At 38.7% G+C, this 13,485-nt stretch carries 16 protein-coding genes; 2 read left to right on the plus strand and 14 right to left on the minus strand.

Annotated features, from left to right (window positions below; translation table 11 throughout):
* Positions 1-33: 33 nt before the first annotated feature.
* Both MHH87_RS11575 and MHH87_RS11580 read right to left on the minus strand, forming a co-directional pair.
* A complete protein-coding gene (locus MHH87_RS11575; RefSeq protein WP_340750978.1) occupies positions 34-552 on the minus strand; it encodes a YqeG family HAD IIIA-type phosphatase in 519 nt (172 codons plus the stop codon).
* A gap of 32 nt (positions 553-584) precedes the next feature.
* Complete coding sequence (locus tag MHH87_RS11580) at positions 585-1,367, minus strand: phosphatidylserine decarboxylase (protein ID WP_340749460.1); 783 nt, start codon at positions 1,365-1,367, stop codon at positions 585-587.
* Between the two features lie 147 nt (positions 1,368-1,514).
* On the opposite strand from MHH87_RS11580, the gene pssA reads away from it, so the two are divergent.
* Positions 1,515-2,054 (plus strand): CDP-diacylglycerol--serine O-phosphatidyltransferase, encoded by a 540-nt coding sequence (gene pssA / locus MHH87_RS11585; protein WP_340749461.1) that lies wholly within the window; start codon positions 1,515-1,517, stop codon positions 2,052-2,054.
* Between the two features lie 119 nt (positions 2,055-2,173).
* Positions 2,174-2,875 (plus strand): RNA polymerase sporulation sigma factor SigK, encoded by a 702-nt coding sequence (gene sigK, locus MHH87_RS11590; RefSeq protein ID WP_340749462.1) that lies wholly within the window; start codon positions 2,174-2,176, stop codon positions 2,873-2,875.
* A gap of 421 nt (positions 2,876-3,296) precedes the next feature.
* Here the strand turns inward: sigK and mtnN are convergent, their stop codons facing one another.
* From mtnN to MHH87_RS11650, 12 genes are all read right to left on the minus strand, one after another.
* The gene (gene mtnN / locus MHH87_RS11595; RefSeq protein ID WP_340749463.1) at positions 3,297-3,989 is read right to left on the minus strand and encodes a 5'-methylthioadenosine/S-adenosylhomocysteine nucleosidase; all 693 of its coding nucleotides are present in this window, start codon (positions 3,987-3,989) and stop codon (positions 3,297-3,299) included.
* A 204-nt stretch (positions 3,990-4,193) separates the two neighbouring features.
* The gene (locus MHH87_RS11600; RefSeq protein WP_340749464.1) at positions 4,194-4,874 is read right to left on the minus strand and encodes a YrrS family protein; all 681 of its coding nucleotides are present in this window, start codon (positions 4,872-4,874) and stop codon (positions 4,194-4,196) included.
* A 113-nt stretch (positions 4,875-4,987) separates the two neighbouring features.
* Positions 4,988-5,473, minus strand: coding sequence for a transcription elongation factor GreA (gene greA, locus MHH87_RS11605; RefSeq protein ID WP_340749465.1), 486 nt, complete (start codon positions 5,471-5,473; stop codon positions 4,988-4,990).
* Between the two features lie 563 nt (positions 5,474-6,036).
* Positions 6,037-6,672 carry a uridine kinase gene (gene udk, locus MHH87_RS11610; protein ID WP_340749466.1) on the minus strand — a complete coding sequence of 212 codons (636 nt, stop codon included), beginning with the start codon at positions 6,670-6,672 and terminating at the stop codon, positions 6,037-6,039.
* Positions 6,673-7,950, minus strand: coding sequence for a peptidase U32 family protein (locus MHH87_RS11615; protein WP_340749467.1), 1,278 nt, complete (start codon positions 7,948-7,950; stop codon positions 6,673-6,675).
* 16 nt (positions 7,951-7,966) lie between these two features.
* Positions 7,967-8,899: a peptidase U32 family protein gene (locus MHH87_RS11620; protein ID WP_340749468.1), complete on the minus strand. Its 933-nt coding sequence runs from the start codon at positions 8,897-8,899 to the stop codon at positions 7,967-7,969.
* 6 nt (positions 8,900-8,905) lie between these two features.
* The gene (locus MHH87_RS11625; RefSeq protein ID WP_340749469.1) at positions 8,906-9,538 is read right to left on the minus strand and encodes an O-methyltransferase; all 633 of its coding nucleotides are present in this window, start codon (positions 9,536-9,538) and stop codon (positions 8,906-8,908) included.
* Positions 9,539-10,114: 576 nt separating this feature from the next.
* Complete coding sequence (gene mltG / locus MHH87_RS11630; RefSeq protein ID WP_340749470.1) at positions 10,115-11,236, minus strand: endolytic transglycosylase MltG; 1,122 nt, start codon at positions 11,234-11,236, stop codon at positions 10,115-10,117.
* A 199-nt stretch (positions 11,237-11,435) separates the two neighbouring features.
* A complete protein-coding gene (locus MHH87_RS11635; protein ID WP_340749471.1) occupies positions 11,436-11,963 on the minus strand; it encodes a DUF1292 domain-containing protein in 528 nt (175 codons plus the stop codon).
* Positions 11,964-12,297: 334 nt separating this feature from the next.
* A complete protein-coding gene (locus tag MHH87_RS11640) occupies positions 12,298-12,594 on the minus strand; it encodes a DUF1292 domain-containing protein (RefSeq protein WP_340749472.1) in 297 nt (98 codons plus the stop codon).
* A gap of 175 nt (positions 12,595-12,769) precedes the next feature.
* Entirely contained in the window at positions 12,770-13,186 is a 417-nt protein-coding gene (gene ruvX / locus MHH87_RS11645; protein WP_340749473.1) for a Holliday junction resolvase RuvX, read from the minus strand.
* Positions 13,183-13,455 carry an IreB family regulatory phosphoprotein gene (locus tag MHH87_RS11650; RefSeq protein WP_340749474.1) on the minus strand — a complete coding sequence of 91 codons (273 nt, stop codon included), beginning with the start codon at positions 13,453-13,455 and terminating at the stop codon, positions 13,183-13,185. Before MHH87_RS11650 ends, ruvX begins: the two co-directional genes overlap by 4 nt.
* Between the last annotated feature and the right edge of the window lie 30 nt (positions 13,456-13,485).

Here is a 13,485-nt window from a genome sequence, read left to right on the forward strand (position 1 = left end):
CTTACTTATGGAAGAATAAGAAGAAGCACCTTCTTATTCCTCCCAAGTTTTAATACCTTTTCGTTTTAAATCATTAAATACACGTCGTTCTACAAATCGGTTGAAAAGCGTAACAAAACCGTCCGATTCCGCAACCGGTCGAACTAAAAATGTATAAAGCTTTTGACGTTTCGCACCGAGTACATCGGTTAATAATTGATCGCCAACCATTGCTACCTCATTTCGTTTTAGACGAAGTTGCACTAAGCCAGCATAGTACGCTGCCCCTAATGGTTTTTTGGCACGGTGAATATACGGGATGCCCAGTGGTTCAGCAAACCGTTTAACGCGATCTTCATTATTATTTGACGCGATAATAATACGAATACCTGCTGCCTGTAATTCCTGCATCCACGTAGCAATTTCTGCTGTCGCATCTACACGATCCCATTCGACTAACGTATTATCTAAATCGGTAATAATGCCGCGAATGCCATTTGCTTGTAATTTTTCAGGTGTAATTTCAAATACACTATTAACAAATTCGTTAGGTAATAAAAAATTATACAAAATCGTGACCCCTTAAACCAAATTTTATTACACTATTATAACATAGTTGCGAATGCTTCTCCCATTCTGATTGCACAGCCTTGCTTGACATTTTTCGAAAATGTGACGGATTGTGGCTCAAATAGCATGACAACCGTGGAACCGAATGAAAAATAGCCGACCTCATCGCCCTTATTCCATTGTTCCGTTGTATTCGTCAGCTTTATAGAATTAACAAATGTCGCCCCTACTTTAATGAATGCCGCAAGCGTATTTTCTGCATACTCGATTTCACTAATCATACGGTAGTTTTGGCTAATTGGCTTTTTACCATATGCTAGCCCCCACTGATTCACCGGATATGATTTTTGACCAAGTATGTATTGACGGACTACATGTGCGTCAATTGGACTATGAATGCGGTGGTAATCAGCTGGACTCAAGTAAAACACGATAAACTTGCCATCTCGATAGCGGGCTGATTGCACCTCACTTCCAAGCAAATCTAGTAAAGAATACGGTTTATTTTTAACATAAAATGTCATGCCGTCCACAATATCTCCATATGCTTCTACCTTGCCATCCACGGGACTTGCAAAAACATTGTGTCCTTGTGCAATTGTTCGCGCCTCTTGCTTCAGTGTACGAACAAAGAAATCATGCAAACTAGAAAAACTATCGATTTTATTTGAAACCTCTTCTATATTAATTCCGTATACTTTACTATAGCTACGGATAAACTTTTTACTAAATGTCGATTGCGCAACTGCTTGTAGTAGCTTTGAACTTGTTTCGCCATTGGTTAGTTCAATTAAGCTTTGATATACTTTTTCTTTCATCTAGTCACCTCCATCTAATAATAAAACTAAATTATATAATTTAAATACGACGATGAAAAGAAAATCTTGCTTTTTTCAAACAGATACCAATTTTTCTTGTTTCGAAGTATAATAGACTTATCTTAATGTGCAAAGGAGTGTTTTCCAATGTTTCTTCTCCACAAGGTCGATTCGACTGTGAAGAAAATGAAATCGCACGCTGCCAACTTAATCACAATGTGTAACATGTCTTTTGGTGGAGCTTCTATAATGGCGACACTAAACGAATCATATAACTACGCTGTCCTTTTTATTTTTATTGCTGCTTTTTTAGATCGTTATGACGGTAAGGTTGCACGTAAGTTTAATCAGGAATCCGAGCTAGGTAAACAGTTGGATTCAATGGGTGATATTATTTCATTCGGTGTTGCACCAGCATTACTTATGTATGAATTTGTATTAGTTGATTTCGGTGTTGCGGGTATGTTTATGACCGTGCTTTATATTGCATGTGGGGCGTTACGCTTAGCGCGATTTAATGTGATGGAGTCGACAGGCTATTTTGTTGGCCTACCGATTACAGCTGCTGGTACGCTACTCACGTTTTCATTTTTCCTTACTCATGTACTATCACCGGTAGTGTATATGTTCCTGTTCTTCATTTTGGCCATCTTAATGGTCAGTACATTTACTCTAAAAAAAGTATAGTGCTTGTAAAAAAACTCAATTTCCACTCTAAAAGTTTAGTGAGCCCTGCTCATTATTCTTTTTTTCATTTCCACGCAGTTTTCGTCATATACTGTCGAAAAGATGAAAGGATGTCGCCGTTGAGTGGGATTGTTACGTCTCTTCTCCAGCTTTGGCTTGAACTCCCAACACTACTCGGCTATTTAAAGGGGCAGGCATTTTATAAGCCGTTTTCACGCGATGAGGAGGCACTCGCCATTGAAGCCTTTATAGGGGGTGATGAGCAGGCTCGGCTCGATTTAATCGAACGGAATATGCGACTAGTGGCACATGTCGTAAAAAAATTCCATCCATCCCATGAACAGCTAGATGATTATATCTCCATTGGTACAATTGGTTTAATGAAGGCTGTGAGCAGTTATACGCCCGATAAAAAAACGAGGCTAGCTACTTATGCCGCGCGCTGTATCGAAAATGAAATTTTAATGCATTTACGGGCACAAAAAAAAGTGCAAAAGGACGTCTCTCTTTTTGAACCAATCGGCGTAGATAAAGATGGCCAATCACTTCAAATACGTGACCTCCTACAGATGGAAGAAGTATCCGCGATTGACCAGATCGAACAGCAGGAAAGCTTTAAACAGCTTTATGCCTACTTGAACACCTTAGAACCACGTGAGCTTGAAATTATTTCACATCGCTACGGACTACATGACCGTGATCCATTAACACAAAAAGAAATAGCAAGTCTTCTCAACATTTCTAGAAGCTATGTCTCCCGTATTGAAAAAAGAGCACTAATTAAGCTTTACCAGCAATTCAAACATAATCAGAAAGAATAGGAAAAGCGCATTCGCGCCCGTTTGCACGCGGGCAAGCTGCTTGCGAGCCCGAAGCGAAAGGAAATGCCCCACCACTTTCGCTAGAGGGCAGACCGCGACCTCGAGCGTGCGGCGCGAATGCCTAGACATTATCAAAAAGTTACACTTTCTTATCGTTTAAAAAAAGCGCATTTAAAAGGAGGAAATTCCTTTTAAATGCGCTTTAGTTTATCCACTTAATGCACTGTTTCACTCGTTTCAGCAAAAATAATTAATCCTAAAACTGCTGTAATACCAACAGCGACTGCCATTAAAAATACCATTAGACACGCCTCCTTATTAAATAGCCGATTTTCAATTAAAATTATCGTACCATTTTACCGTATGGATGACTGTGATTTTTTTAACACCTGTTTCGTTTTTTTTTGAATAGATTATGAAATTACAATTTCGTAATTGCTTTTAAGACGATTTCTGTTGAGTGCTTTGCAGCTACAGGTAAAAATTCATCAAAGCTAATATTTGATTCTTTTCCTGCAATGTCTGATAACGCACGAATGACTACAAACGGTGTATTGAATTGGTAGCATACTTGTGCAACTGCTGCTGCTTCCATTTCTACAGCTTTCATTGTCGGAAAATGCTCACGTACATTAGCCACCCTTACAGGATCATTCATAAACGCATCGCCTGAACAAATTAAACCAATGCCGTATTGGTGCTCTCCTACTTCTGTTACTGCTAGTTTAGCAATGTCCATAAGTTTTTCGTCTGATTTATAAGCAGCAGGCATGCCGGCCATTTGACCAATTTCGTATCCAAAAATTGTCACGTCTACATCATGGTGACGAACCTCATCTGAAATGACAATTGCACCAACTTCAAGCGTCTCATCAAATCCACCTGCTGAACCTGTATTAATGACAACATCCGGTTTAAATTGTTGCAATAAAATCGTTGTCGACATCGCGGCATTTACTTTACCAATACCACTTTTTAATAAAACAACATCCTTTCCTGCATACGTACCTGTTGTGTATTCACTACTCGCAATCGTTGTTATTTCTGTATTATTAAGCGCGTTACGTAGAAGTTCAACTTCTTCTTCCATTGCGCCAATTACTGCTATTTTCATCATTATTTCCTCCAATTTAAGGCTCTACACCAAAATCTGTACTTGACAGCACATTCCACTCCAGGCGGTCGCCTTCCGTTCCATGTGCTTATAAAGTAGTACACTTTCTTTTAAAGTAAAGCACATGTTTTGGTAAAGACCCCAATTTAATAACACTCTTTTAAAAGTAATCAAAGCATGCACCTTCGTCAAGGGAAACTTTGGTTAAAATGCACCTTCAAGCGTATTTAACGTTTCTAGCTTTACTGGCTTCCATCCTGCTCCGTCAACCCACTCGATACTAACTCGGTATTTTAACGTCTTGTCAAGTGAGGATACCACTACGCTCGCCGTGTCGGCACTGCCGTTATTTTTCACATTCCATACAATGCTTGCCTCCGGACTAAGCTGAGTCACCGAAAAAGCCGCCCCTAGCTTTTCCTCATAATCAATATGCCCTTTTTGATATGTGGAAGTATGGACACCATTTTGCTTGGTTGGATACGATTGCCAACTCGGATTCGTCTGCACTTCATTAACGACTGGATCATCCGATTGAGATACAATTGCCTCTTCCTCTTGTGCTCCTACCGAGGATTCGCCCTCCGATTTTTCAGATGAATCGTCCTCAGCTAACTCCTTTTCTACAGAAGCTTCCTGCGAAGAATTTTTAGGCTCTTCTGCTAATGGTTCTGACTGTTGCTGCATATCGTTCTTCTGCTCTTTAGCAGAACTTACAGTATCATCCTGCGTACGTAAAATAATTACTAAGCTTATTACAATGAGCATCGATACAATTGCGATTAATACATTTAAAAGCCGATCTAGCTTACTACTGTTTGAACTATGATCTTTACGCTCCGAATGCTCTCTACGCGTTAAAAATTGTCGCTTTTGTTCCGCCATCGTTTTATCACCCTTACTTTCATGTGATTTAATTTTAGCAGGAAAAGAAAAGAAAGCCTATATAATAACATATAAAAAAGCAGTTAACATTTTCTGTTAACCGCCTTTATATATTATTTAATGTTTAAGATAACGACTTCCATATCTCCACCTGGAGTTGTTAATTTTACAACGTCATCTACTGTATGTCCCATTAACGCTTTAGCAATTGGAGAATCATTTGAAATAAGTCCTTCAATCGGATCTGCTTCTGCTGAACCTACGATTGTGTATGATTCTTCAAAATTAGCACGCTTGCCATTGATTAACTCGTCGAATGTGACAGTTTTACCAAGTGTAACGGTACCGCCACCTTCATCTTCAGTAATGATTAATGAATTACGTAGCATTGATTCGATCGTAGAAATACGACCTTCTACAAAGCCTTGCTCTTCTTTTGCTGAGTCATACTCTGAGTTCTCAGATAGATCGCCAAAGCTACGAGCAACTTTGATACGCTCTACAACCTCTTTACGTTTAACCGTTTTTAATTGTTCAAGCTCCTCTTCAAGCTTTGTTTTACCCGCTAATGTCATAGGGTATTGTTTTTCATTTGACAAAATGCTCACTCCTTAATGTTGCTTGAAAACATTACTATACACCTTAATGTTCAAAATGCAATCGTTTTCTTAATGTAAAGGCGCTGTTAAACGCTACTGTCGTTTTATTAGCTAACCCAACCGTGCTGAATGCCAAAGCAGGTATGGTCATTGGGGAAATGCAGTATCTATGCGCATGTTTGCCACCCGCTTTGCAAGAAACGGTTGTAGTAAGTTTTCACTACTCATGTTTATTTCCATAAAAACAACAATGTTATTTAACATAGCCAATGTAAAAATAAAAATCGGTACATAGCACAAAACCCGACCACTAGTTCACGATATGAAAAAATGTCCCCCGTTAGAAGGACAAACTTCATCGTAATAAACTATTAGCCGAATTTTCTCTACTACCTATGCAAATGACAATGTAAATCGTTTTACCAGTCAATCAAATTCGCCTCTGCGAATTTGGAGTCCAGATTTTGAATCGTGCAAGCACGATTAACTTCATTCAGCCGGCGTTTGAACGCCTGCTGAATGAAGTTAAAAATGAAAAATATTGTCAATACTTATCCATCATATTACACAATAGAGTCAGTTTCAAGAATTGTTTTAATTTTTGTAACCATTAGATCAATCGCTACGTCATTGTCGCCGCCTTCTGGAATAATTACATCAGCATAACGTTTCGTTGGCTCAATGAACAGATTATGCATTGGACGAACAGCTGCTAAGTATTGATCGATGACTGAATCTGCTGTACGGCCACGCTCTTTAATATCACGCTGAATTCGACGAATAATACGTAAATCCGAGTCAGTATCAACGAATAATTTAATATCCATTAGATTGCGCAGACGTTCATCCTCAAGCACTAAAATACCTTCTACGATAATAACATCCTTTGGCTCAACATGAATCACGTCTGTTGCACGAGTATGTGCTACATAATCATAAACGGGCTTATCAATTGCTTCATATTTAACCAAAGAGTTTATATGCTCTATTAATAAATCGGTATCAAATGCAAGTGGGTGATCATAATTTGTTTTTAGACGTTCTTCAAATGTCATATGCGATTGATCTTTATAGTAATAATCTTGTTCGATTACAACAACGGAATGGTCACGGAAAACATCATAAATGGCACGTGTTACACTCGTTTTACCTGAACATGACCCACCTGCGATCCCAATGACTACAGGACGCTTTGCCATTTATTTATTCTCCTTTCGCATCATGTTGAATTTTGTCAACGGACGATCAACCTTGAATTTTAAAATTTGTAATGGATGACGCGCTATATCGATCTCTGTACCCTCTTCATCCCAAATTGGGCCCACTTCCATTTTAAAAGTTTCGATGTCTGGACCGAAGAATTCGATTGTGTCGCCTGGTTTAAAGTAGTTACGTTGCTCCATTGTTACCATTTGAGTTTCTGCATCGTAATCAAGGACGAAACCTGCAAAGTCCCACTTCATTTTGTGAGAGTGGAATCCAAACATTTGTTGTTTGTAACTAGGCTCTCCTTCAAAGAAAGAAGAAGCTGTTGCACGGTTTGCACAGCGCGCAAGTTCTTCTAACCACGCTTTTTTGATTTGGAAGTTTTCGGGATCTGCGCAATAGGCATCAATTACTTTTCGGTAAACAGAAATTACTGTTGCAATATAGTGAATTGATTTCATACGACCTTCAACTTTTAATGAGTCAATGCCTAGCTCAATCATATGAGGGATTGATTCGATTAGTTTTAAGTCTTTCGGGCTCATTGCAAATGGTGCTTCGCCTTCGATGAATAATGCTTTTTCTTCACCTTCAACATTTTCATATAAATCATAATCCCAACGACATGATTGGCAGCACCCACCACGGTTTGAGTCACGAGCTGTCATATGGTTGGAAAGCGTACAACGACCAGAGTAAGCGATACACATTGCACCGTGCACGAATGCTTCGATTTCAATGTCCACTTCCTCTTTCATTTTTTGCATTTCTTCGCCGCCTACTTCACGTGCAAGTACAACACGTTCTAACCCTTCTTGTTTCCAATACTTCACAGCTTTCCAATTTGATAAAGACTGCTGCGTAGAAAGGTGAATTTCAAGGCTAGGTGCTGCCTTTTTACAAGTCTCAATAATTAATGGATCCGCCACGATAATTCCTCTAACGCCTGCGCCCTCAATAGCTTTTAAGTAATCGGCTAGTCCGTCCATATTTTCATTATGAGCAAAAATATTTGTTGTTACGTATACGACAGCGCCATATTTTTTAGCGAACTCAACGCCTTCATGCATTTCTTCAATTGTGAAGTTTCCTGCATTTGAGCGTAGGCCGAATTCTTGACCACCTATAAATACAGCGTCAGCTCCGTAGTGAACGGCAACTTTTAATTTTTCTAAGCTTCCTGCTGGTGCTAAAAGCTCAGGTTTTTTCACGATAACTGTTTTGCCATCTATTGTTCCGCGAATTTTGTCGTTTTGAATTAATTGAAGCATTGTTTCGCTCCCCTCTCTAGTAGACTGTTTCCTTGAAGATGAAGCCTGTATCCAATGGTCGTAGCTCTGGTTGAATTGCTTCTATTTGCTCTAATAAGCCGTCTTTAATTTCTTCGTAAGCATCTTCACCTTGCTCATAGTACGCATCAATTGCTTGGCGGTAAAGGTTTGTTACTGTAACAGCATAATCAAATGTCTGTAGAACGCTGTCGATTTTAAATGAATCTATTCCCGCTTCGAAAAGCTCCGTTAGTTCATCGATTACACACATATCATTTGGTGAGAAAATGTGTGTACCATTCAGATCTTCATAAATTGGATATTTATTTTTACGTTCTTTATCATGTAGGAACATATTTTTATTTTCTTTTCGGTTTTCAATTTCCATCGCTTCGTCACGGTATAAGAAGTAGTTTCCTAAAAGTGAGCGTTTTGATTGGAACATGCAAGTCATCCCATGGACTTGAGCTTCGATTTCGTACTCTGTGTTTTCTTTAATTTCAACTACTTCATCTAAAGAAAGCTCACGTGCTAGTACGGAACGTTTTGAGCCGCGCTCGCCCCAATAATTAACTTGGAACCAGTTTGTTGCAATTGTTTCTGGGCTCCAGTGTAATGGAATTGTAACGCCTAATTCACGAACAGCTACAACGACAGCTGGGTCGCCAAAAACAAGCGCATCTACGCCAATACGTTGCATTTCTTGTAAATACACATCTAAAGCATCTAGTCGATCATTATGGAATATCGCATTAACTGCTACATATACTTTTTTTCCAGCTGCATGAATTAGCGCAGTTGCTTCTTCAACTTGAGCTACTGTAAAATCTCCAGCAAGTCGTAAGCCAAATTTTTGTTCACCGATTACAAATGCGTCTGCACCTGCTTCAAGCAAAGCCTTCACATGCTCCACTGATTGCGGTGTTACTAATAATTCAGGTTTCTTCACCTTTCGTCACCTCTTCAAACAAATTAATAATCCATCTCCAACCGGGAAAAATGCACTTGTATAATCTGGATGTTGCATAATCCACTCTGAAAAATGTTTTAAGTTGCGAATCATCGTTCTTTTTCTTCTAGGCACTTCTTTAATATCTAAATCCGAAAGTCCGTGCATATACATATTATCGATATACAACACACCACCTGATGGCACAAGCGGTGAATATTTTTCAAAAAACTTTTGATATTGGCCTTTCGCCGCATCAATAAAAACAGCATCAAAAGTAGGTTGAATACTTTCAACATCTACCTCTAACGCATCCCCTTCAATGACCGTAATTCGATTAGCTACTTCGGAACGTGCGATAAACGATTTTGCATGCGCCACACGGGCTGTGTCACGTTCAATCGTCACAATACTACATTCAGGTAGGGCCTGCGCCATACGCATAGCAGAATAACCAATGGCCGTCCCAATTTCTAAAACTCTCGAAGGCTTTTGAATACGAAGTAATTGATTCAGTGACTCAATTCCTGCAAGTTGCATAATTGGCACATGATTTTCCTTCGCAAAACGCTCCATTTCTAGTAGCAGTTCGTTACGGGCTGGAATGAAGGAGTCGATATAAGCATCTGATAATTCCATTCATAGAACCCCTTTAAGAAAAGCTCGGGTCACAAAGAAAAGTGCTAAAATGCCCACTTACACCCGTATCACCAAAAACACCGCTTCTATATCTAGACGGCCTTTTTTTGCACCTAAAATCGTAGCGGCAGTTGCATTGGGAATATGACTGACAACGTGCGAGCCTCAGCTGCTTGCAGGTCCGAAGTGATAGTATCTTTTCGACTATCGCCCATGGGCAGACCGCGACTTTGTGGGTGTAGCGCTTTATTCTAGACATATATTTCGTCTTTTACAAATTAAAAAGACGAAACGATGATGTTTGCGCCCGTAGCTTCATAAATATATAAGGACAAAAAATTACAACTTATAATAGCACGAAAATAAAAGGAATGCGAATAATCTTTACTAGATTCATCGACCACTTATGAATATTTATCGCAAACACAATTCATTGAAAATTCAATCGTATCAACGAACTTAACAGGTTGATGCATAATTATTGAAAACTACGCGACTCAATCCTGCATAATTCTGCAATGAAATTCATACTTTCGGCAAAGAAACTGTAAATTTAGTCGATTCCTTTTTCATTCATTATTTTCGTAAATATTTTTTTATATTAGCCAAGTGCTCATCATAAGACTTTGCAAAGTGATTAATGCCTTTTGAGTCAGCTAGGAAATATAAATACTCCGTACTTGACGGATTTAATGCAGCTTCAATGGATACTTTTCCTGCTCCAGCAATTGGTCCTGGAGGCAATCCAGTATTTTGATATGTGTTATACGGATTATCAATTTCTAAATCTTCATACAATACACGGTCCTTATGTGAGCCAAGCGCATATAACACAGTCGGATCGGTTTGTAATGGCATATCAATATCTAACCGATTATAGAATACACTCGCTATCGTTTCGCGGTCTGTTTGGGCAGTTGCTTCTTCTTCTAATAGTGAAGCAAAGGTTAATAATTCATGAACTGTTAACCCATTCTCCTCTAAAGCTGCGCTGTATTCTAATACAATATTATTTGTAGTTGATAGCATGTCTTTAATAATTGCTTTTAGACTTGGATTTTCCTCATAAAATGCATAGGTTGCTGGGTACAAATAGCCTTCTAAATTATATCGAATTGCTTCACCGTAAATATCCTCAGATAGTAAATCCGGATATTCAGCTAACATCTCTTCTATAAAGGTTGGACTTGTTACCATTTCCATAAATTCATCTGCTGAATAGTTTGCATTTTTCTCAACAATTTTTGAAATTTGTTCCAGTGTCAAGCCTTCTGGAATTGTCATCGAAAACACCGGTTCACGATAAACTTTCCCTGTCTTTAAGCTTTCGATAATTTCATCTAGCGTCATCGCCTGCGTCATCGAATAATTTCCTGCTTGGAACTGCGACTCATTTTTAAACTTTGTATAATATTTAAAAATACGCGCATCTTTAATAATACCTTTTTCCTCTAAAATACTCGCGATTGCTGTAATGCCTGATCCCATTGGAATATCTACTGCAACTTCAGCTGTTGCTTCCGAATTCATTGGTTGTAATGCCGATGTTACATAATTGTATGCGAAATAGCCACCAATTCCAATAATAAGTAGTACAACCAACGCGACGATTGCAACGATGCGACGTACAACCTTCACTTCGCTTTTTTTGCTTTTCATTTTACTAAACATTTCCTGCTTCTTTTTGTCATTTTCCACAGGTGTCCCCCCTTAACTCTCTTTCATATGATACAAGATAATACAAAACGTGACAAATTAAAAAGACACATCTCACCCAATATAGGGCGAGATGATGTCCTTATTTATGTTGATAAGAAAGTGTTCCTTTCTTACCTACCAAAAAAAGAAGTGCATTTGCACTTCTTTTTTTTCGCCTCATACAACAAAATATTGAAAACTAGTTACTTTGTTGAAGTGTTTGTAGTATTTCTTCAACTTTCGCCCATTCTGCGTCTGTTTCAATCGGTAGTAGCTCTTCTACAGCACCGTTTTCATCTGCAGTATAGCCCGCTGCAAAAATTTCTTGATGTACACCATCTTCATCAGCAAAGCCGTAGAATAAATATGATTTACCAAATTCTTTAAGCTCGAAGCGGTGTAAAATTTCACAAACGATATCATCGCCATTTTCATCCGTAATTGTGATGAATTTTGTTTGATCTTCGCCGAATTCTTCAATTAATGTATTCATAACCTCTTCAACCATAGCCCATTCTTCGTCTGACTCTAAATCAGCGAAATCAGCCATCTCACCGTTTTCATCTAATTCATAACGAAGTGCTGAAACATCAGCATTCCCTTCACCGTCTTCTCCAACTAAAGTGAATAATACATATGAATGATCTTCTGAATCGAATGTGAATACAACACGGCAAAGTTGTTCGCCGCCATCCTCTGTTTGTAATTTAAATAATTGCTCTTCCATTTCTAGTTCCTCCTTGTATAAAAAGTAGTTGTAGGTATGTTGCAGTTGCCTAAGTACTATTTAGAAAGATACATCGCGCACCAAAATGAGACAACTGAAAAAGTCGATTTATCACGAAAAACATAATACAAAATCACTTATTTCATGGAAAAATCTCAATAAAAAAACAAGATTTATACTATAAAAAACCGAACTTTTTCAGTGCCCTACCCCAAAATAGGGCGAGTTGATGTCCTTAACTATGTGGATGGGAAAGTTAACCTTTCTTATCCACTAAAAAGAAAACAGAGTCGGCCAAGGCCGCCTCTGTTCCTCGTTTGTTCTATTGTAGAGATTACTCTTCGTCTTCGCCTAGCTCATCTTCAATTGCATTTAATACGCTCTCGATAAAATCCCACTCTGCTTCTGTTTGAATTGGCTCTAATTCGCCATCTTCACCATTTTCAGCTGGTGTGTAAGATGAAGCGAAGATTTCTACTGCGCCGTCTTCGTCTTCTTCAGCACCTACTAAAGAATAAAGTACATATGATTTACCGAATTCTTCCGAATCCACTGTGTGTAGGATTTCGCAAAGTTGTTCGTTACCATTTTCGTCTACAATTGTAATATGTTTTTGTTGTTCTTGTTCCATTTCTGGTCACCTCTTCATTAATAGTTAATAAAACATATTTTGACTCCAAAAGGTCTCATCATATGTTATTACTTGTTTTTGCCCCTGTCGCTTCGCTTTCCGGGCAGAAAAAAACAAATTTTTGCCCCTGTCGCTTTGCTTTCGGGGCAGAAAACTAATGGTTCTAGAAGAACCATTAGTTTTTGCTATCTAAATATCCTTGAAGGATCATGACAGCTGCCATTTTATCAATGACTAACTTTCGCTTTTTACGGCTTACGTCCGCTTCAATTAACATGCGTTCTGCAGCCATCGTTGTTAAGCGTTCATCCCAAAGTTTCACCGGAAAGCCGAATGTTTCTTCTAGTAACTTTTTATAGTTTTCTGAAGCTTCTCCGCGCGGACCTACTGTATTATTCATGTTTTTCGGAAAGCCGACAACAAATTCTGTTACCGAATATTCCTTCACAAGCTCTTTTAGACGTTCAATGCCAAATTCGCCTGCTTCTTCATTAATTTTTACAGTCTCGATTCCTTGAGCTGTCCAACCTAACGCATCACTAATTGCTACGCCGACCGTTTTCGTGCCAACGTCTAAACCCATAATTCTCATTTTTCCGCCTCGGTATTCTTCCTAATATAAAATTTTACGAGCTCCTCGAGAATTTCATCCCGTTCAAGCTTGCGAATTAAATTACGCGCGTCCTGGTGGCGAGGGATGTATGCCGGATCACCAGATAATAAATAACCTACAATTTGATTAGTTGGATTGTAGCCTTTTTCTTCTAATGAAGCGTACACCTTTAACATCACTTGCTTTACTTCTTGTTCCATTGACTCTTCAGGAAAACTAAATTTCATCGTTTGATCGAAAGAACTCAAGACCAGCACCTCGCTTTCAGAAATAAGGAG

The sequence above is a fragment of the Solibacillus sp. FSL H8-0538 genome (genome assembly GCF_038003525.1).
In the GTDB taxonomy this organism is placed as follows: domain Bacteria; phylum Bacillota; class Bacilli; order Bacillales_A; family Planococcaceae; genus JBBOPI01.

Excerpts from the sequence above, each read along its gene's own strand:
- MHH87_RS11580 (WP_340749460.1), bottom strand. The coding sequence starts at position 1,367 with ATGAAAGAAAAAGTATATCAAAGCTTAATTGAACTAACCAATGGCGAA.
- pssA (WP_340749461.1), top strand. The coding sequence starts at position 1,515 with ATGTTTCTTCTCCACAAGGTCGATTCGACTGTGAAGAAAATGAAATCG.
- mtnN (WP_340749463.1), bottom strand. The coding sequence starts at position 3,989 with ATGAAAATAGCAGTAATTGGCGCAATGGAAGAAGAAGTTGAACTTCTA.
- MHH87_RS11600 (WP_340749464.1), bottom strand. The coding sequence starts at position 4,874 with ATGGCGGAACAAAAGCGACAATTTTTAACGCGTAGAGAGCATTCGGAG.
- udk (WP_340749466.1), bottom strand. The coding sequence starts at position 6,672 with ATGGCAAAGCGTCCTGTAGTCATTGGGATCGCAGGTGGGTCATGTTCA.
- MHH87_RS11615 (WP_340749467.1), bottom strand. The coding sequence starts at position 7,950 with ATGCTTCAATTAATTCAAAACGACAAAATTCGCGGAACAATAGATGGC.
- MHH87_RS11625 (WP_340749469.1), bottom strand. The coding sequence starts at position 9,538 with ATGGAATTATCAGATGCTTATATCGACTCCTTCATTCCAGCCCGTAAC.
- MHH87_RS11635 (WP_340749471.1), bottom strand. The coding sequence starts at position 11,963 with ATGGAAGAGCAATTATTTAAATTACAAACAGAGGATGGCGGCGAACAA.
- MHH87_RS11640 (WP_340749472.1), bottom strand. The coding sequence starts at position 12,594 with ATGGAACAAGAACAACAAAAACATATTACAATTGTAGACGAAAATGGT.
- ruvX (WP_340749473.1), bottom strand. The coding sequence starts at position 13,186 with ATGAGAATTATGGGTTTAGACGTTGGCACGAAAACGGTCGGCGTAGCA.